This is a genomic window from Cryobacterium sp. GrIS_2_6, from assembly GCF_035984545.1.
In the GTDB taxonomy this organism is placed as follows: Bacteria; Actinomycetota; Actinomycetes; order Actinomycetales; family Microbacteriaceae; genus Cryobacterium.
This window is the reverse complement of sequence record NZ_JAXCHP010000001.1, coordinates 2834801-2852703: the sequence shown is the minus strand read 5'-3', so window position 1 is coordinate 2852703 and position 17903 is coordinate 2834801. Positions and strand designations below refer to the sequence as shown.

The following is a 17903-nucleotide window of genomic DNA, read 5'->3' as shown; positions in this document are numbered from 1 at the left end:
GTCGAATTGGTTCGGGGCCGGTGTCGGGGTGGCGGATGCCGCGGCGCGCGCGACCGGGGTCAGCTGCCGGTGCCCGGCACGAGGAGTCCGCTCTCGTAAGCGATGACGACGAGCTGCGCGCGGTCGTGGGCGTAGAGCTTGGCCATGGTCCGGTTGATGTGGGTCTTCGCGGTCAGCGGCGAGATGAACAGGCGGGCCGCGATCTCCTCGTTCGACTGCCCGCGCGCGACGAGCGTGAGGACCTCCCGCTCCCGATCGGTCAGGTGCGCGAGGCTCGGCGGCACCACGGCTGCGCGCCCGGGCCCGGCCGGCAGCACGTAGCGGCGGATCAGGCTCTGCGTCGCCGTGGGGGAGAGCAGCGCGTCGCCCTGGTGGATCGTGCGGATCGCCCGCATCAGGTCGGCGGCCTCCGTGCCCTTGCCGACGAAGCCGCCGGCCCCTGCCCGAAGGGCCTGCACGACGTATTCGTCCTCTTCGAAGGTCGTCAGGATCAAGATGCGCACGGTCGAGAGCCCCGGATCCGCGCAGATCGCACGGGTCGCTTCGATGCCGTCGAGTACTGGCATGCGGATGTCCATCAGCACGACATCGGGCAGCAGAAGCCGGGACTGTGCGAGCGCTTCGGCCCCGTCAGCGGCTTCGCCGACGACCTCGAGGTCGGGCTCGTGCCTGACCAGTTCGCGCACGGCCGTGCGGATCAGGGTCTGGTCGTCCGCGATCAGGACCCTGATCACGAGGTCGCTCCTGCTGCAGGGTCCGGAACCGAGGTCGGGGCCGAGATGCGAGCAGGGGCCGGCGGCCCGGTGTTCGGGATGTCGGCGGAGGGATCCGCCCCGGCGCTCGATATCGGCAGGCTCACGGCGAGGCGGAAGGTGTCCGGGGGACGCACGCCGAACTCGACCGTGCCGCCGATGGTGCCCGCGCGTTCGGCGACGCCGACGAGGCCGTGGCCGGCCGGGGCATCCGCTGCGGGGTGGAGCACGTGGAACGCGACCGGATTCTCGACCTCGATGTCGACGCTGCCGCTGCCGTAGCTGATGCGGAGCTCTGCGGTGTGGCCAGCGCCGTGCTTGTGCGCATTGGTGAGCGCCTCCTGCACGATCCGGTAGGCGATGGTGTCGACGGGGGCCGACAGCCGGGTGCCCGCGCCGCGCGCACTCACCGTCACGGCGAGGCCGTCGCGGGCGAAGTCGGCCAGGAGCGCGTCGACGCGGCCGAGGCCGATCTCGGCGGCCGGGGGGCGGGGGCGGCCGGCAGAGTCGTCCCTGAGCACGGCGAGCAGGGTGCCGATCTCGCGCAGCACCGCCTGCGCGGCCTGGCGGATCGTCGTGAGCGAGTCCTGCGCATCGGCCGGGCGGTCGGGGAGGGCCTGGGCGGCGACCCCGGCGTGCAGGTTGATCACGGCCATCTGGTGGGCGACGGCGTCGTGCAGCTCGCGGGCGATGCGCAGGCGGTCCTCGGCGACCCGGCGCAGCGCCTCGGACTCGCGGGTCTCCTCCGCGTTCCTGGCGCGTTCGGTGATCGCCATGATGTATGCGCGGCGCGACCGCATCGCGTCCCCCGCAGCACCGGCGAAGGCGATGACCGCCGCATACTGCACCACGCGGGCGTCGAGCAGTTCGGCCGTTGTGACGGCGAGGCTCGTGCCGACGAGCGTGGCCGCGGCGATCGCCGTGGCGATGAGCGTCGTGCGCCGGTCGGTGCGGATGGCGACGTTCCAGACCGCGATCGCCGTCGCGAGGGAGAACGCCGGATTGAGCACGCCGAGGGCGCCGGCGAGCACGAACAGGGCGACGCACGCCGCGAGTGCCGGCAGCGGCCAGCGGCGGCGCGGCAGCAGCACGATGACCGCTGCGAGGGCGATCAGCACGCCGGTGGGGCTCGACGCGACTCTGGCGTACTGGCCGGCCGGCACGAACGCGCTTCCCAGAACGGCGAGGCTGACCAGCACGTCGGCGGCCCAGCGCGGCACGTGCGCATGGCTGTACATCGAGGTCATCTTTCAAGGATGCCCCCTGCACCGGGCTGCGGCATCCTCCCGTGGGAGGAGGGGTCGTACCGCGCCCGCGGTACGGCAGGTTGCTGCCGCAGGAGGATGCCCCGCGCGACGGATGCCGCGACGCTGGGACAGTGCCGACTCGCGGCATCCGCCACGCCCGGCCCGGCGCACCCAGAGCGCCACAGCACACGGAGGAAAACACGATGTCCCACCCCATCCTCGCCGCCTACGACCTGAAGAAGTCGTATGGTCGCGGCCAGAACCGATTCGACGCGTTGAAGGGGGTCACCCTGGAGATCTTCGCCGGCGAATCGGTCGCCATCGTCGGGAAGAGCGGCTCGGGCAAGTCCACCCTGATGCACTTGCTCGCCCTGCTCGACAAGCCGAGCACCGGCACCGTGCAGCTCGGCGGCAGCGACACCTCGACCCTGAGGGGCAAGCGCCTCAACGAGACGCGCAACAAGACCTTCGGGTTCGTCTTCCAGCAGTTCTTCCTCACGCCGGGGGCGTCCGTGCTCGAGAACGTCGTGTTGCCGCTCAAGATCGCCGGGGTCGGTTCCCGAGGTCGCAAGCTGCGCGGCCACGCGGCGCTCGAACGCCTCGAGCTCGACGACAAGGCGAGGAGCAAGGCCAACGCACTCTCCGGCGGCCAGAAGCAGCGAGCGGTGATCGCACGCGCCCTGGTCAACGATCCGCGGATCATCTTCGCCGACGAACCCACCGGCAACCTCGACAGTGCCACCGGCACGATCGTCGAGGACATCCTTTTCGGGCTCAACCGCGACCAGGGCATCACGCTGATCATCGTGACCCACGACGAGGACCTCGCCGCCCGCTGCGACCGACGGATCTACATTCGCGACGGCCTCGTCGTCGCCGAGGAAGCCCGGGTCGCAGCATGAGGGCCATCGACGTCGTCGGCTCGGCCATCGGCAACAGCTTCCGCAGCCGCCTCCGCACCACCCTCACCGTGCTCGCGATCTTCATCGGCGCGTTCACGCTCACCATCACAAACGGCCTCGGCACAGGGATCAACGCCTACATCACCGACACCGTCGCATCCATCGGCGCGAACGACGTGCTCACGGTGACGAAGGTGTCGGCGGATGCGACAGCGACCGGCCCGCAGGAATACTCGGCAGACCAGATCACCAGCCGCGCCGCGGCGGGACCGGGCAGCACGACGGTCGCCGCGATCACGTCCACGGACCTCACCACGATCGCCGCCATCGACGGGGTCACCTCCGTCGAGCCGAGCCTCTCGGCCACCCCGGACTACGTGACGACGGGCAGCAGCAAGAAATACCGGCTCGGGCTCGGCAGCTTCGTCACCGGGACGACCCTGCAGCTGTCCGCGGGCGCCCAGCTCGACCCGGCATCGTCAGAGCTGCAGATCGCGCTGCCGGTGTCGTTCGTCGCACCGCTCGGGTTCGCGAGCGACGCGGATGCGATCGGCACCACCGTGCAGATCGGCATCACGTCTGCCGCGGGAACGTCGAGCGTCATCGATGCGACCGTCGTCGGGGTCTCGGAAGCGGGACTCGGAGCGACAGGGAACGCGACCGCCAATGCGGCGCTCACGACCGCGCTCTACGAAGCGCAGAGTGTCGGACGCAGCGCGACCGCGAAGGACAGCTACGCCCAGGCCGTCGTGCACTTCGACGCGAACGCCTCGGCGAGCGAGGTCACCGCGCTCCAGGCCCGCTTCACCGACGCCGGTTTCACCGCCAAGACGGTCGCCGACCAGATCGGCACCTTCAAGTCGGTGATCGATGCGATCGTGCTCGTGCTCAACGCGTTCGCCGTGATCGCCCTGCTCGCCGCGAGCTTCGGCATCGTCAACACGCTCCTGATGAGCGTGCAGGAGCGCACCCGCGAGATCGGCCTGATGAAGGCGATGGGTATGGGCGCCGGCCGGATCTTCGGCCTGTTCAGCATCGAGGCCGCGTTCATCGGCTTCCTCGGCAGCGCGATCGGCGCCGGCATCGCCATGATCGTGGGCACCGTCGTGAGCCGCGCGCTCTCAACCAGGCTGTTCGCCGACCTGCCCGGCCTCCAGCTGATCTCGTTCACTCCGGCGTCGATCATCACGATCATCCTGATCGTGATGGGCATCGCGTTCCTCGCCGGCACCCTGCCGGCCTGGCGCGCCGCGCGGCAGGACCCGATCGGGTCCCTCCGCTACGAGTAGCGCGCTCGCGGCTACAGGCCCTGCTCGACCATGGTGACGACGCGGCCGATGAGCGCCTCTGTCGCGGCGGCGGGCAGGGCGCGGAGCGGGCCGTCGAGCAGGAGCGAGGCGAGGCCGTGCACCGCAGACCAGGCCAGGAACTCGGCGCCCGGTCGGCGCTCGGCGGGGAGAACCCCGGTGGTCACGAGGTCGTCGAGCGCCTCGCCGAGCAGTTGGAACGGGGTCAGCCCGCGCGCACCGGCCCGTGCAGCGCTCGTCGCGCTCTCGAGGTCGGACGAGGCTGTGAACGCGGTGCGGAAAAGCCCCGGTTCGGCCAGGGCGAAACGCAGGTAACCGGTGCCGACGGCGCGGAACCGGAGCCGGGCCGTCGCCGCGGTGAGGGCCGGGGCCGGCGCCGGAGCGGCATCCGCCTGGGCGATTGCGGGCGCGGCGGATGCCGCGGGCGGGGCTGGGAGCGCCGCCTGCCCGTCCTCGATCGCGCGGGCGACGCCGGACTGGCACTCCGAGCAGACCGCCTCGAGGAGCGCACTCCGGTCGGCGAAGTGACGGTAGGCGGCGTTCGGGGTGACCCCGGCACGGCGAGTCGCCTCGCGGAGCACGACGGCGGACGGGCCGCCGGACCGGGCGAGCTCGAGGCCGGCGTCGATCAGGGCACGCCTCAGGTCGCCGTGTCGGTAGGTCGTGCGACCATGGCCTTCGGTGGCTGAATCGGTGTTCGTGGTTGTCAAAGTGAGGCCGCCTCGTTACGCTGGATCCACAATGTGTACAACGTCCACAATACCGCGGGGATGAACACGATGACGATCATCGAGGCCACGGGCCTGACCAAGACCTACCGCTCCAAGAGCGGGCCGGTGCATGCGCTCGCCGGGCTCGACCTCTCGGTGCCGCGGGGCAGCGTCAAGGCCCTGCTCGGTCCGAACGGCGCAGGCAAGACCACCGTCGTGAAGATGCTCACGACGCTGATCCGGCCGGACTCCGGAACAGCGTTCGTCGACGGCATCGACGTCGTCGCCGACCCGAAGGCCGTGCGCCGGATCATCGGGGTGTCCGGCCAGTACTCGGCCGTCGACGAGAACCTGACCGGCTTCGAGAACCTCGAGATGGTCGGCCGGCTCTACCACCTCGGTGCGAGCGAGTCCCGGCGTCGCGCCCAGGAACTCATCGATCTCTTCGAGCTCACCGCGGCAGGCAACCGACCGGTCAAGGGGTTCTCCGGCGGCATGCGCCGGCGGATCGACCTCGCGGGCGCGCTCGTGATCAACCCCAAGGTGCTCTTCCTCGACGAGCCGACCACCGGGCTCGACCCGCGTAGTCGCATCGCGCTCTGGAACGTGATCAAGCGGCTCGTCGCCGACGGCACGACCGTGCTGCTCACGACCCAGTACCTCGAGGAGGCCGACCAGCTCGCCGACGACATCGTCGTGGTCGACGACGGCCGGGTCATCGCCGAGGGCACCTCCGATCAGCTCAAGGCGCAGATCGGCGGCCACCGCCTCGAAGTCGCGCTCGTCGACGCCGGCGCCGGCGCGAGCGAGGCGGCTCGCGGCATCCTCGCCCGCTTCGGCGACGGCGAACCGAGCGTCACGAGCGACGGCCGCGGCCTCGAGGTCGCGGTGACCGACGGCCCGCGCGCGCTGCAGCTCGTGCTCGCGGCACTCGGGGACGCCGGCATCGAGCTGCACGACGCCGGCATGCGCCGTCCGACGCTCGACGACGTGTTCCTCAAGCTCACCGGGCACAAGGCCGACAAGGCGCATGGCGCAGCGGATGACGACGCCCTCGACTCGAAGGAGGCGGTGAAGACCCGATGAGCGCGATTTCCACGACCCTGCCGAGCTGGAACCCGTTCTCGCTCTGGTACTCCGACGGCTGGACCGTCACCAAGCGCAACCTCATCAAGATCAAGCGCTCCCCGGACATGCTCGTCTTCGCCGTGATCCAGCCGGTCATGTTCGTGTTGCTCTTCAGCCAGGTCTACGGCGGGGCGATTCAGGTGCAGGGCACCGACTACACCCAGTTCCTGATGGCGGGCATCTTCGCCCAGACCGTCGTGTTCGGGTCGACGTTCTCCGGTTCTGCGATGGCGCTCGACCTCAAGGAGGGCATCATCGACCGGTTCCGCAGCCTGCCGATGAGCTCGTCCGCGGTGCTGATCGGCCGCACGAACAGCGACCTCGTGCTCAACACCATCTCGATGGTCATCATGATGGCCACCGGCCTCGCCGTCGGCTGGCGGGTGAACTCCTCGCCGGCCGAGTTCCTGGCCGGCGTCGGGCTGTTGCTCCTGTTCAGCTACGCGTTCAGCTGGCTGATGGCGCTGCTCGGAATGAGCGTGAAGAGCCCCGAGGTGATCAATAACGCCTCGTTCCTCATCCTGTTCCCGCTCACCTTCGTCTCGAACGCCTTCGTGCCGAGCGACACCCTGCCGACCCCGCTGCGGATCTTCGCGGAGTGGAACCCGGTCTCCTCGCTCGTGCAGGCGGCACGGCAGCTCTTCGGCAACGAGGGCACCGCGCCCGTGCCCGACATCTGGACCATGCAGCACCCGATCCAGACGGTGCTGATCGGCATCACCGTCATGCTCGTCGTGTTCGTGCCGCTCTGCATCCGCAAGTTCGCGTCGATCAGTTCGCGGTAACGTGACACGACCGGCGTGATCCAGCGACTCACCTGTTCCACCGACTAACCTGTTCCATCCGTTCGAGCAAGGGAGTTCGACATGACTGACTCAGAGACCGGAACGGCGACAACCGACCGGGGCATCGGCATCCTCGACGTGTTCAGCGGTTTCGCTGTCCCCGACATCGAGGCCGCCCGCGCCTTCTACGGCGGCACGCTCGGACTCGAGGTGACCGACGGCGGGATGGGACTGCTGCGCATCGAGTTGCCCGGCGGGGCGCACGTGATCGTCTATCCGAAGGCCGACCACGCGCCGGCGACGTACACGATGCTCAACCTTGCTGTCGGCAACATCGACGCCGCCGTCGACACGCTCATGGCCCGCGGGGTGGTCTTCGAACGGTACGAGGGCTCGCCCCAGGACGAGAAGGGCATCATGCGCGGGTACGGACCGACGATTGCCTGGTTCACTGACCCGGCCGGCAACATCCTCTCGGTGCTCGAAGATTCGGTGCTGGAGGAGTCGGCACAGCCCGATGAGTGACGAGGTACCGTTCACGACCGACCGGCGCACCGGTCAGTTGCGTGCGCCGCGGAACACCGCACCGCGGGTGACGGGACCGTACGACGTGAAGCGGGAGGACAAGCCCCTGTATGCGCCGACGAACCGCGACTGGGAGCTGATCGAGGTTCCCGTGCAACGGTTCATCGCGGTCGACGGACGCGGCGACCCGAACGTCGCGCCCGCATACACCGAGGCCGTCGAGGCGCTTTATGCCGTTGCGTACGCGATCAAGTTCGCGGCCAAGCGCGGCCTCGGGCGTGACCTCGTCGTCGCCCCGCTCGAAGGACTCTGGTACGCCGATGACCCGGCCGGCTATGCCGCGTTCGCGGCCGGCGACAAGGCCTCCTGGAGCTGGACGATGCTGATCAGCCAGCCCGAGTGGGTGACGGATGCCGCAATCGACGAGGCCGTGACGGCGACCAGGGCGAAGAAGAAGCTTCCGGCCCTCGCGAGCGTGCGCATCGAGTCCCTCGACGAGGGCCTCTGCGCTCAGCTGCTGCACGTCGGACCCTACGAAGACGAGGGGCCGGCACTCGCGCGGCTGCACGGGGAGTTCCTGGCCCAGCATGGTCTGCGCCCGAACGGGCTGCACCACGAGGTCTACCTCGGCGACCCGCGGCGAAGCGCCCCGGACAAGCTCAAGACCGTCCTCCGGCAGCCGGTCGCGCCCGCCTGAGCCCGACATCCGCTGCGCTGCCGAGATCGCGCGCCAGTTGCGCCGCTTCGCGCCAGCCGCGTCGGTCCGCGCGCCAGTTGCGCCGCTTCGCGCCACGCGTGCCTGGCGCGAAGCGGCGCAGTTGGCGCGCGAAGAACCAATCGCGGCGGATGCGATGGCCGCGCGCGGCATCCGCTGCCGCTGCCGCTGCCGCTGCCGGCGCGGGCTGCGCGGCTCAGCGGCCGGTGCGCTTGCCGAGCTTGAGGTTCGCGGTGCTGCGGGTGCGGCCGGGCGCGGACTGGGTCTTCTTGGCCACGGCGGGCTTTGCCTTCGCGGCGGCGACGCGCAACGCCTTCGCGGCGGCCTTGGCCTTGTCGGTCTTCTTCTCCTTCTTGACCTTCTCGCCGCCGGCAGGCAACGAGTCGACCCGGGAACTCGCCTTCGTGCGGCCGCGCACGATGCCGATGAATTCTTCGATGTCCTCGGTCGTCTCTGCGGCGAGCCAGGCGAGGGAGACCTGGCTCTCGGCGACGTCCTCGACGGGTCGGGAGACGAGGTCCTTGCGGCTGTGCAGCCGGGCGATCGAATGCGGCACGATCACGATGCCGACGCCCGCGGCGACGAGCTCCATGGTCTCGTCCATGTCGCGCACGGCGGCGAGCGGGCGGCGGATGCCCTCGCGCACCTCGGTCGCGACGTCGCGCCACTCGGGAACGGCGTCGGGGTCCTGCAGCAGGTGCTCGTCGGCGAGGTCGGCGACGAGGAGACTGTCCGCGTCGGCGATGAAGTGGTCCTTCGCGGCGACGACGACCGGGATTTCCCGGTAGAGCGCGATCAGGCTCAGGTCGTGTTCGTCGATCGGGAGGCGCACGATGCTGACCTGGGCGCGGCCGTCGCGGAGGACGGCAGACTGCTCGTCCGGCGTGGTGCGGAAGACCTCGAGGGGCTGGTCGGGGCGCCGTTCTGCCCAGGCGCGGGTCCACTTGGTCGGCGTGACGCCGGCGGCGAAGGCGATGGAAAAGGTCACCGGCATCCTCTCTTTTGTGGCGCGCGGGGCGGCGCACCGTTATGAACCGCCGAAGCGGTGGTGCTCTCAGGCTATACGCTGGACTGATGAGCGAGAAGAAGACCCAGACCATGAAGCCCGCAACGGCGGCCCAGAAACTCGGGATTCTGCTCGAGGCAGCCCCCGAGGAGTTCCAGAACACCCTGATCTCGCGCACCGAGCTCACCGAACTCGACACGAACCCGCCGGAGTGGCTCGCCCTGCTGCGCGCCAATGGCCCGCACCCCAAGCAGGTCGTCGCCGCGAAACTCGGCGTCTCGATCTCCGGGCTCGCGCGCGGCAAGGTCACCGAGCCGCTCACGAGCGCCGAGATCCTCGCGTTGCTGCAGCAGCCGCCGGCGTGGCTCGTCACCGAGCGCGCTACCCAGTTCGAGGTGCGTGAGGAGCAGATCCGCGTCAAGGACCGCGACGCCGAGCGCGCACGCAAGGCCGCGCACGCCGCCCGGTTTGCCGCCCAGAACGAGAAAGCCGCCGCGAAGAAGCGCTAACCCTCACGCGCTGTGCCCTAACCAATTCGACGGACTTTTTGATTTTCTAGGACGTACGAGCGTGTTTTTAGCGCTTTCCGGGCAAAAACTCCGTCGAATTGGTTAGGCGAGTGGGTCAGGCTACGTCCGCGGGCGCGTCAGCGTACTGCGTGCGTAGGAATCCGACGATGTCGGAGAGTTCGCCCTGCGAGATCGAGTGGCCCATGCCCTCGTAGATGCGCTCGGTGAGCACCGAGTGGCCGGGCAGCCAGTCCTGGGTGCGGCCGACGGCATCCGCCTGGATCACCGGGTCGGCCGTGCCTCGGCCCCAGAACACCGGAACGGGTCGCTCGGCGAGGTCGGCGTCGCCGGGCTGCGGCGCCGCGGCGACGAAACCCGAGAGCTGCACCGCGAATGCGAATCGGTCGGGCGCCTGGCGCAGAAGCTGCAGCGCCATCGCGCCGCCCTGGGAGAAGCCGAGCAGCCCGACGGATGCCGGCGGCACGACGAGCGCGTCGAGCCAGGCGAGCACGCCGTCCGCTGCCGCCTCGATAGCGGATGCGTTCGGGGCGCTCGGGTTGACCAGGCCGCCGGGCATGCCGACCGGGAACCAGGCCCAGCCGTCGCCGACCGGAAGTGGCGCCCGCAGCGCCGCGAGGACCGGCTTGAGCGGCAGGTGCGGCGCGAGCGAGAACAGGTCACCCTCGTGGGAGCCGTAGCCGTGAAGGATCAGGAGCAGCGGGCGCCCGACCCGGTCGGCTTCGGACGCCGACCAGAGCACTGCGCCGGGATCGATCGGCAGGGCGACCGGTTCCACCGGGTCTCCTGCGCCGTTTCGGGTCTCGTCCATGTCGGTCCTCCTGCCGGGCGTCGAGGCCTGGTGCGTCGACCGGTCAATACTTTCACTGCCCCGGACCTTTCACTGCCCAGGACCCGAATGCGCCTCCCGCGCTGGCGGGTCCGGCTCGCCGGCAGCGACGGGCGCGACCGCCCCCGGAAACGGGTATGGCGCATCGGCTCGCCGGTTAGGGGAGAATGAAGGCATGAGCGTGCGCACCCCTGACCCCGACCCGGACTGGACGCCTGGCCCCGAGAACATCCAGCCACCCAACCAGAACCAGGGCTGGCTGAGCGATGTCGAGCTCGCGGACATCCGCCGGCGCCTGCCGATCCTGTACATCGAGGCCGTCCCCGTGCGGGTCGACGGGCTCGGCCAGGTCGTCGAGCTCGGCGTGCTGCTGCGTGCCCGGCCGACCGGCGAGATGACGCGCACCCTGGTCTCCGGGCGCGTGCTGTACGGCGAGACCTTGCGCGATGCGCTGTTCCGGCACCTCGAGAAGGACCTCGGGCCGATGGCGTTCCCGCAGCTGCCCGCGAGCCCGGTGCCATTCTCCGTCGCAGAGTATTTCCCGCTGCCCGGCATCACCGCCTTCACGGATGAGCGCCAGCACGCCGTCTCGCTGGCCTACGTCGTGCCCGTCACCGGCACCTGCGACCCCCGCCAGGACGCCCTCGAACTCACCTGGATGACGCCGCTCGAGGCGGCATCCGAGGCTGTGTCCGCCGAGATGGAGGGCGGCCGCGGCTCCCTGCTGCGGATGGCGCTCGCTTCGGTCGGCCAGCTGCGCTGACGCGTCCGGTGGGCGAGCCGCCCGCCGCGGCCGTCGCACCCGCCACGCCCTCCGCTACGAACCGGCTGTCGGAGTGGGGGCCGGCGTGGACGTGCCAGGGGCGGTCTGCTGGTGTGCCTTCACGTCGGCGCGCACAAGGTGGCGCAGGGCGTGGCGCCACCGCTTCGGCACGTCGGCCTTGGACTTGTCGGCGGCCGCGGCCTCGATCTTCGTGAGGTACTGGCTGGCCTGCGCGCCGTATGCTCCGGCGAGGACGTCCGTGCGAATGGCGGCGATGGCCGCGGGGCGTGCGGCCGCGTCGAGCTTGAGCGCCGCGCGCAGGTCCGCGCGCAACTGGGCAACGGTCTTCACCGTCTCGTCCGCGGCGACAGCGGTGTTGGCGGATGCAGACACGGCGGTCGCGAGTGAACCGGCGACGGTGGACCCCGATACCGAGGACGCTGCAACGGTCGTGGGCATCTCGGCCGCGCTCGCCGCGCCGACCGCGAACGTGCCGCCTGCAATCAGGCCGAGGCTGAGCGTCCCCGCAGCGACAACGGTCGTGGCTCGCTTCGTGAATGCATTCATATTTTCCTGCCTTTCGCTGGACCGGGAGGGTCCCGGCGGTGAAGCCACAGTGGCAGGCGCACGCAAACGCCGTGTTCGGGAAATGTACGGAAAACGTAAGGCGAGTCCGGCATCCGCCCGCCCGGTTCGCAGCAACCGGCGCCTACTGGCTTAATGGAAGCTGTGGGCGACGACAAAGGGCTGGTGCTGGTCGTCGAAGACGACCCCGCAATCGCGGACATCGAACGCCTGTACCTCGTGCGCGCCGGTTTCACCGTGCATCTGGAGTCCGACGGCCGCGCGGGACTCGAGCAGGTTCGCCGGTTGCGGCCGGCCGCGGTGATCCTTGATGTCGGCCTGCCCGGGCTCGACGGGATCGAGGTGTGCCGGGCCATGCGCGAGGCGGGGGACTGGACACCCGTGCTCTTCGTCACTGCACGCGACGACGAGGTCGACCGGGTGCTCGGCATCGAACTGGGTGCGGACGACTACGTGACCAAGCCGTTTTCGCCGAGGGAACTCGTCGCGCGGGTGAAGGGGATCGTGCGCCGCTCCTCGGGTCTCATCGGCGACGCGGTGCTGCGGGTGGAGGATGTGACGCTCGACCCGGCGACGCGCATGGTCGCGCGCGGCGGCATCCGCGTGGACCTGACCGCGACCGAATTCGACCTGCTCGCCCAGCTGATGGCCCGGCCCGGACGGGTGTATTCGCGGGAGGAACTGCTCTCCCTGGTCTGGGGAATCGCGGACTACAGTGCGAGCAGGACGGTCGACGTGCACGTCGCCCAACTGCGGGCCAAGCTCGGCGAGGGAAATCCGATCCGCACGGTCCGCGGCGTCGGGTATTCCGTCGCCGGCCAGGAGGGCTGAGCGGTGCGGCGCTGGTTCGCGTCACTCGGCGGCAGGATCCTGCTCGTCACGGTGGGCGTGGCGTTCGTTGCGGTTCTCGTCACTGCCGTCGTGTCCCTGCAACTCGTGCAGACCCTCGTCACGACGCAGGCCCAGGCGGACCTCGGCGCACGGACGACCGCGCTGAGCGAGCGGCCGCTCTCGACCCTGCGCATCCTGCTCAAGGACGACACCCTCCTCGGCGCACGCGGCGAGCGCTTTGTGTTGGTCGGCGCCGACGGGAAGGTGCCGGAAACAGGTTCGGGCGCGCTCACGGTCACGCAGGACGTCAAGAGCCGCATCACCCAGGTACTGGATGCCGGCCGCTCGGTGTCGACGTCGCTGCAGATCCGGGGTGAGTCGTACGTGGTGGAAGCGCGGCCGCTCGCGGGAGGCGGTGGGCTCGTGGGCTTCGTGCGCGTTGCGGACATCACCGACTCGGGCAGACTCGTCGCCGGACGCATCCTGCTGGCCGTGCTCGTCGGGCTCGTCGTGGCCGTGCTCGCCGGACTGTTCCTGTCCCGGCGGTTGGCGCGACCCCTGGAGCGGACCGCACGAGCCGCCCGGCGGCTCGCCGACGGTGAACGCGGCGTACTCCTCGCGGCCCAGGGCATTCCGGAGATCGACGACGTGTCCCGCTCGCTCCGTGCCCTCGACCACGCGCTGGGTACGAGCGAGACCCGTCAACGGGAGTTCCTGCTCTCGGTGTCGCACGAGATCCGCACGCCGTTGACCGCGATCCGCGGGTACGCGGAGGCCCTCGCCGAGGGCGTGATTCCGGCAAGCGGCAGCGCGGCGGTCGGTGAAGTCCTGGTCGCGGAGACGAAACGCGTTGACCGTTTCGTGAGTGACCTGCTCGAACTCGCCCGCCTCGAAGCCGATGACTTCACCGTGCACCTGCAGCCGATCGACGTCGGCGGAGTGCTCGCGCAGGCCGCGCTCGCCTGGCAGGGTCAATGCACCCAGCTCGGCGTCGCGCTGCGCGTCGACGGGCCGGGGGACGGTGCGGGGGACGGTGCGGGTGCGGGCGCGGTGCCGGGTGACCTCACGATCGTGACCGACGGCATGCGCCTGCGCCAGATCGTCGACGGCCTGCTCGAGAACGCATTGCGCGCAACGCCGGCCGGCGGCGAGGTCGTACTCGCGGCTCGCCAGGTCGACGGCCGACGCGTACGGGTCGAGGTACGCGACAGCGGCCCTGGCTTGAGCACATCGGATGCCGCCGTCGCGTTCGAGCGCGGAGTCCTGCGAGCCAGGTACCGCGACATCCGCCCGGTCAACACGGGCCTGGGCCTGTCGATCGCCGCCCGGCTGGTGACCAGGATGGGCGGCACGATCACGGTGCAGTCCGCTGCCGAGGGCGGCGCGTGTTTCGCCGTGATGCTGCCGGTGGGCGACGGGCCCGTCGCACGCTGACGCGAGCGACGCGCGCCGGGCATCCGCCTGCGGCGAGACCTACCGGACCAGGCGGACCTCGTGCAGCTGCTCGCCGAGTACTTCCTGCACCTGCTCGTGACCGTCGGCGGCGTAGCCGTTGCGGGCGTAGAAGGCGTGGGCACGCGGGTTGACCGCGGCGACCCAGAGGTAGGAGGGCCCGGGGTCGACGACCGCGTCGAAGAGCTTCTGGCCGATGCCGCTTCCGTGCTTGTCCTCGAGCAGGTACATGAAGTACAGCTCGTGGGCGGCGGGGGCGTTCTCGTCGCGGGCGGGTCCGCTGCCGGCGAAGCCGACGACCTCTCCGTCGACGAGTGCGACGACCTGGCGGTATTCCGCTCCCTGGGTGGTGAACCGGCGCCACATGGCGGCGAGGCGCTGCGGCCGCAGCTGGGAAAGGGCCGCCTGGCTCAGCAGGTGGTCGTAGGTTTCGTGCCAGCAGAGGGCGTGTACACGGCCCAGACTCTCGGCGTCCGCTTCTTCGACGGGCCGAACAACGACGGTGGTGGTGTCCATAATCTGACCCTAACCCAGCCGGGGGACACCGGTTTACCGCGCCCGGTGCGGGCAGACAAACGGGCCGGACTCCTGGTGGAGTCCGGCCCGGTGGGTGTCGTGCTCGTGCTGCTTAGCCCTGCGCGCGGCGCGGGGCCGAGCGACGGGCGCCGCCGGCGCCGGCGCCCGAGCCGGATCCGCGGACGAGTCCGCCGACCTGAATGCCGCCGGAGCGACCGGAGCCCTGCGGGGCGTGGCTGCGACCGGATGCCGCGGGGCGGCCCGAGTGCTCCTGGCGTGCTCCGCCGGCCGAGGCGGCGTCGTTGCTGCGGCTGCCGCGGTTTCCGCGAACGGGGGCGGTGCTGGCGCCGTCGCGGTCGTCACGGCCGCGCGAGCGCTGCCCGTCGGACGAGCGCGAGGTGTCGGATGACGACGAGGAGGCGTAGGAACGGCTGCCGCCCTGCGAGCGTCCGCCGTCTGAGGACGAGGAACGACCGCCCTGCGAGCGACCCCCCTCAGAACGGCCGCCCTGCGAACGGCCCCCCTCAGAACGGCCGCCCTGCGAGCGACCGCCCTGCGAGCGTCCGCCCTGGGACTGGCGCTGCTGCTGCTGGTGCGGCTGCTCGGTGCGCGGCGCCGGCTTGACGTACGCGGCAACCTCGCCGACGAGGGCGGCGACGGCGGGGGAGTCCGCGGTCACGCGCTGCGGGGTCACCTTGATGGCGGCCTTGCGCAGCAGGTCTGCGGTGTCGCGACGCTGCTCCGGGAGCACGAGGGTGACGACGTCACCGGCGTGCCCGGCGCGGGCGGTGCGGCCGGAGCGGTGCGTGTACGCCTTGTGCTCTGCCGGCGGGTCGACGTGGATGACGAGTTCGATGTCGTCGACGTGCACGCCGCGAGCGGCGACATCCGTTGCGACGAGCACGCTCACGTCACCGTTGCTGAACGCGGCGAGGTTGCGGTCACGGGCGACCTGCGAGAGGTTGCCGTGCAGGTCGACCGAGGGGATGCCCGCCTCGGTGAGTGCCTTGGCGAGCTTCTTCGCGTGGTGCTTGGTGCGCATGAAGAGGATGCGGCGTCCGGTTCCGGAGGCCAGCTTCTCGATCAGGGCCTTCTTCTGTTCGGCGTTGTCGACCTCGAAAACGTGGTGCGTCATCGCGGAGACGATGCTGTTCGAGTCGTCGACCGAGTGCAGCACCTCGTTGTGGAGGAACTTGCGGACGATCTTGTCGACGCCGTTGTCCAGGGTGGCCGAGAACAGCAGGCGCTGGCCGCCGTTCGGCGTCTTGTCGAGGATGCGGGTGACGACGGGGAGGAAGCCGAGGTCGGCCATGTGGTCGGCCTCGTCGAGCACGGTGATCTCGACGGAGTCGAGGTTGACGTAGCCCTGCTTCATCAGGTCTTCGAGGCGTCCGGGGCAGGCGACGACGATGTCGACGCCCGCCTTGAGCGCGGAGACCTGACGGCCCTGGGAGACGCCGCCGAAGATGGTCGTCGTGTTGAGGCCGTATGCCTCGGCGAAGGGGGTCAGTGCGGTGGTGATCTGGGTGGCGAGCTCGCGGGTCGGCGCGAGGATCAGGCCGAGCGGGCGGCCCGGGCGACGCTTGCCGCCGGCGAGCTTGCCGCCGAGGCGCGCGGCCATCGGGATGGCGAACGCGAGGGTCTTGCCGGAGCCGGTCTTGCCGCGACCGAGCACGTCACGGCCCTTGAGGGTGTCGGGGAGGGTATCGACCTGGATCGGGAAGGGACTGTCGATTCCCTGCGCCGTGAGAACGGCAACGAGGGGAGCCGGCACGCCAAGCGCGCCGAAGGAAATTTCAGACAAAGTGTTGCCTTTCAGGCATCAGAGCCCTCCGTCGAACCGTGTGCGCACCCCGAGTGAGGGAATGCAGGCTTCGGAGCCAGGAGGATTCACATGGCGAAGGTGCCGATGGGCACATTCGTTCGCCGTAAGAATGTTCATTCGCAATATGCGCTCGGCCCACCGGGAAGGTGTGCCGCCGCAACAAGAAGAGGGCGTTCTACGACGCAGCGAGCGCAGCGATGCATTCGCAAGTTCCCTCAGTCTAGCGGATGCTGTCAAGCACCCTCCCAGGAAACCCCCGGTCGGTGCGTTCTAGTCGCGGTCGCCCGTGTAGAACTCGCCGACGGGAACGTCCACCGCGACCGTGTTGCCGGCTTGCGCGAGCGGGCAGGCCCACATCGGGTCATAGGCGCAGGACGGGTTGTATGCGAAATTGAAGTCGAGGATCAGGGTGTCGTCCCCGACCCCCGGTCCGAGGTCTGCACCCTTGATCGTGTCGAGCAGGTAGCGCCCGCCGCCGTAGGTTCCGCCGGGGCGTCCGGCGAGACCGTCCTTGAGCGGCAGGAACAGGCCGCCGCCATAGCTGCCCAGTCGCCACAGGTCGATCGGGCCGAGGTAGGGCAGCCGCACGATGCCGACCAGGTCGAACGGCACGGTGCCGTCCGTCCCTGTGCCGACCGCGATCCGGTGCGGCTCCGGCGCCCGGTGCACCTCGACTTCGAAACGCCAGTCCGGGTCGTACGGCGCGACCGTGAGCCCAGTGAACGCGGACCGATCGTCGGGCAGCAGGGGCGACGACGGATGCCCCGCGAACAGGTCGTCGCGCCCGCTCCGCCAGAGCTCGTGCCCCGCCGCAGGGTTCTGCACGCTCAGCTGGCGCACGCCTGCATACAGGCCGGTCACGCGGCGGCGCCAGTCGGCGAGCTGCAGGGCGCCCAGCGTCGAGCTCATGCCGATGCCTCCGTCGGCGCAGAATCTCCGTCGGATTCGTCAGGGCCAGCGGATGCCGCGGCGTCGACCGCGTCGATGCCCACGTCGAAACGCCAGGTCGGGGCCAGCCGCTTGAGTTGCAGCATCCGCCACTGCCACATCGTCCAGAACACCGGCCAGCTCGGCAGGGTGAGCGCGCCGGTGCGGAAGATGAGCTGGTCGCGGTAGAGCGTCTTGCCGGTGCCGGCCGGGTCTGCCGACACGGCCATCCGGTGGTCCCAGAGCGTCACGGCTTCGAGGGCCCCGGAGATACCTCGGCCAGTGTCGCGCACGATGCGCACGCCGTCGCGTCGCTCGGTAGACATCTGCAGCCGGATCACCTGCTTGCCCATCGGCAGGAGGCCGAGCGCGCTCAGCTCGACCGGGTGCTCGCCGGGCTCCCAGATCGAGGGGAAGCCGTCGGCCTCGAGCGACTCCACGCTGATGAGGGGCGAACTCACCTCGCGGAAGACGGCGGGGCTCTGCAGGGCGCGCCACGCGGCATCCGGCGGGCAATCGAGGATTTGTTTCAGGAGAACACGCATGCTCCCAGTCTGTGGCGCTGGGGCAT

Annotated in this window: 20 protein-coding genes; 10 read left to right on the top strand and 10 right to left on the bottom strand. The window is 70.2% G+C overall.

Going from position 1 to position 17903, the window contains the following annotated elements; genetic code table 11:
• Window positions 1–59: 59 nt before the first annotated feature.
• Window positions 60–734: a response regulator transcription factor gene (locus RCH22_RS13960; RefSeq protein WP_322136588.1), complete on the bottom strand. Its 675-nt coding sequence runs from the start codon at window positions 732–734 to the stop codon at window positions 60–62.
• Complete coding sequence (locus tag RCH22_RS13955; protein ID WP_322140608.1) at window positions 731–1999, bottom strand: histidine kinase; 1269 nt, start codon at window positions 1997–1999, stop codon at window positions 731–733. Before RCH22_RS13955 ends, RCH22_RS13960 begins: the two co-directional genes overlap by 4 nt.
• A 203-nt stretch (window positions 2000–2202) precedes the next feature.
• Here RCH22_RS13955 and RCH22_RS13950 point away from each other — a divergent pair, with 203 nt between their 5' ends.
• Window positions 2203–2901, top strand: a complete 699-nt coding sequence (locus RCH22_RS13950; protein WP_322136585.1) for an ABC transporter ATP-binding protein — start codon at window positions 2203–2205, stop codon at window positions 2899–2901.
• On the top strand, window positions 2898–4190 hold the full coding sequence (locus RCH22_RS13945; RefSeq protein ID WP_322136584.1) for an FtsX-like permease family protein: 1293 nt from the start codon (window positions 2898–2900) through the stop codon (window positions 4188–4190). Before RCH22_RS13950 ends, RCH22_RS13945 begins: the two co-directional genes overlap by 4 nt.
• A gap of 11 nt (window positions 4191–4201) precedes the next feature.
• On the opposite strand, the gene RCH22_RS13940 is transcribed toward RCH22_RS13945, so the two are convergent.
• A complete protein-coding gene (locus RCH22_RS13940; RefSeq protein ID WP_322136583.1) occupies window positions 4202–4918 on the bottom strand; it encodes a TetR/AcrR family transcriptional regulator in 717 nt (238 codons plus the stop codon).
• Between the two features lie 69 nt (window positions 4919–4987).
• On the opposite strand from RCH22_RS13940, the gene RCH22_RS13935 reads away from it, so the two are divergent.
• The 4 genes from RCH22_RS13935 (at window position 4988) to RCH22_RS13920 (ending at window position 8053) form a co-directional block, all read left to right on the top strand.
• Window positions 4988–6004, top strand: a complete 1017-nt coding sequence (locus RCH22_RS13935; RefSeq protein WP_322137363.1) for an ATP-binding cassette domain-containing protein — start codon at window positions 4988–4990, stop codon at window positions 6002–6004.
• A complete protein-coding gene (locus tag RCH22_RS13930) occupies window positions 6001–6831 on the top strand; it encodes an ABC transporter permease (RefSeq protein ID WP_322136582.1) in 831 nt (276 codons plus the stop codon). Before RCH22_RS13935 ends, RCH22_RS13930 begins: the two co-directional genes overlap by 4 nt.
• 81 nt (window positions 6832–6912) lie before the next feature.
• Window positions 6913–7356, top strand: a complete 444-nt coding sequence (locus tag RCH22_RS13925) for a VOC family protein (protein WP_322136581.1) — start codon at window positions 6913–6915, stop codon at window positions 7354–7356.
• Entirely contained in the window at window positions 7349–8053 is a 705-nt protein-coding gene (locus tag RCH22_RS13920; protein WP_322136580.1) for a GyrI-like domain-containing protein, read from the top strand. The genes RCH22_RS13925 and RCH22_RS13920 overlap by 8 nt, the downstream gene beginning before the upstream one ends.
• A gap of 214 nt (window positions 8054–8267) precedes the next feature.
• On the opposite strand, the gene RCH22_RS13915 is transcribed toward RCH22_RS13920, so the two are convergent.
• Window positions 8268–9059 (bottom strand): LysR family substrate-binding domain-containing protein, encoded by a 792-nt coding sequence (locus RCH22_RS13915; protein WP_322140609.1) that lies wholly within the window; start codon window positions 9057–9059, stop codon window positions 8268–8270.
• An 86-nt stretch (window positions 9060–9145) separates the two neighbouring features.
• On the opposite strand from RCH22_RS13915, the gene RCH22_RS13910 reads away from it, so the two are divergent.
• Complete coding sequence (locus RCH22_RS13910) at window positions 9146–9586, top strand: DUF5997 family protein (protein ID WP_134558379.1); 441 nt, start codon at window positions 9146–9148, stop codon at window positions 9584–9586.
• Window positions 9587–9701: 115 nt separating this feature from the next.
• Here RCH22_RS13910 and RCH22_RS13905 read toward each other — a convergent pair whose 3' ends face one another.
• The gene (locus RCH22_RS13905) at window positions 9702–10415 is read right to left on the bottom strand and encodes an alpha/beta fold hydrolase (protein ID WP_322189273.1); all 714 of its coding nucleotides are present in this window, start codon (window positions 10413–10415) and stop codon (window positions 9702–9704) included.
• 193 nt (window positions 10416–10608) lie between these two features.
• On the opposite strand from RCH22_RS13905, the gene RCH22_RS13900 reads away from it, so the two are divergent.
• On the top strand, window positions 10609–11196 hold the full coding sequence (locus tag RCH22_RS13900) for an NUDIX hydrolase family protein (RefSeq protein WP_134446366.1): 588 nt from the start codon (window positions 10609–10611) through the stop codon (window positions 11194–11196).
• Window positions 11197–11250: 54 nt separating this feature from the next.
• On the opposite strand, the gene RCH22_RS13895 is transcribed toward RCH22_RS13900, so the two are convergent.
• The gene (locus RCH22_RS13895) at window positions 11251–11763 is read right to left on the bottom strand and encodes a hypothetical protein (RefSeq protein ID WP_322136577.1); all 513 of its coding nucleotides are present in this window, start codon (window positions 11761–11763) and stop codon (window positions 11251–11253) included.
• 153 nt (window positions 11764–11916) lie between these two features.
• Here RCH22_RS13895 and RCH22_RS13890 point away from each other — a divergent pair, with 153 nt between their 5' ends.
• Both RCH22_RS13890 and RCH22_RS13885 read left to right on the top strand, forming a co-directional pair.
• Window positions 11917–12612, top strand: coding sequence for a response regulator transcription factor (locus RCH22_RS13890; RefSeq protein ID WP_322136576.1), 696 nt, complete (start codon window positions 11917–11919; stop codon window positions 12610–12612).
• Window positions 12613–12615: 3 nt separating this feature from the next.
• The gene (locus RCH22_RS13885; RefSeq protein ID WP_322136575.1) at window positions 12616–14046 is read left to right on the top strand and encodes a HAMP domain-containing sensor histidine kinase; all 1431 of its coding nucleotides are present in this window, start codon (window positions 12616–12618) and stop codon (window positions 14044–14046) included.
• A gap of 39 nt (window positions 14047–14085) precedes the next feature.
• Here the strand turns inward: RCH22_RS13885 and RCH22_RS13880 are convergent, their stop codons facing one another.
• From RCH22_RS13880 to RCH22_RS13865, 4 genes are all read right to left on the bottom strand, one after another.
• Window positions 14086–14580: a GNAT family N-acetyltransferase gene (locus tag RCH22_RS13880; protein WP_322136574.1), complete on the bottom strand. Its 495-nt coding sequence runs from the start codon at window positions 14578–14580 to the stop codon at window positions 14086–14088.
• 112 nt (window positions 14581–14692) lie between these two features.
• Window positions 14693–16384 (bottom strand): DEAD/DEAH box helicase, encoded by a 1692-nt coding sequence (locus RCH22_RS13875; protein WP_327014457.1) that lies wholly within the window; start codon window positions 16382–16384, stop codon window positions 14693–14695.
• Window positions 16385–16675: 291 nt separating this feature from the next.
• On the bottom strand, window positions 16676–17314 hold the full coding sequence (locus RCH22_RS13870; protein WP_327014456.1) for a DUF1684 domain-containing protein: 639 nt from the start codon (window positions 17312–17314) through the stop codon (window positions 16676–16678).
• Window positions 17311–17877 carry a hypothetical protein gene (locus tag RCH22_RS13865; RefSeq protein ID WP_327014455.1) on the bottom strand — a complete coding sequence of 189 codons (567 nt, stop codon included), beginning with the start codon at window positions 17875–17877 and terminating at the stop codon, window positions 17311–17313. Before RCH22_RS13865 ends, RCH22_RS13870 begins: the two co-directional genes overlap by 4 nt.
• Window positions 17878–17903 lie beyond the last annotated feature (26 nt).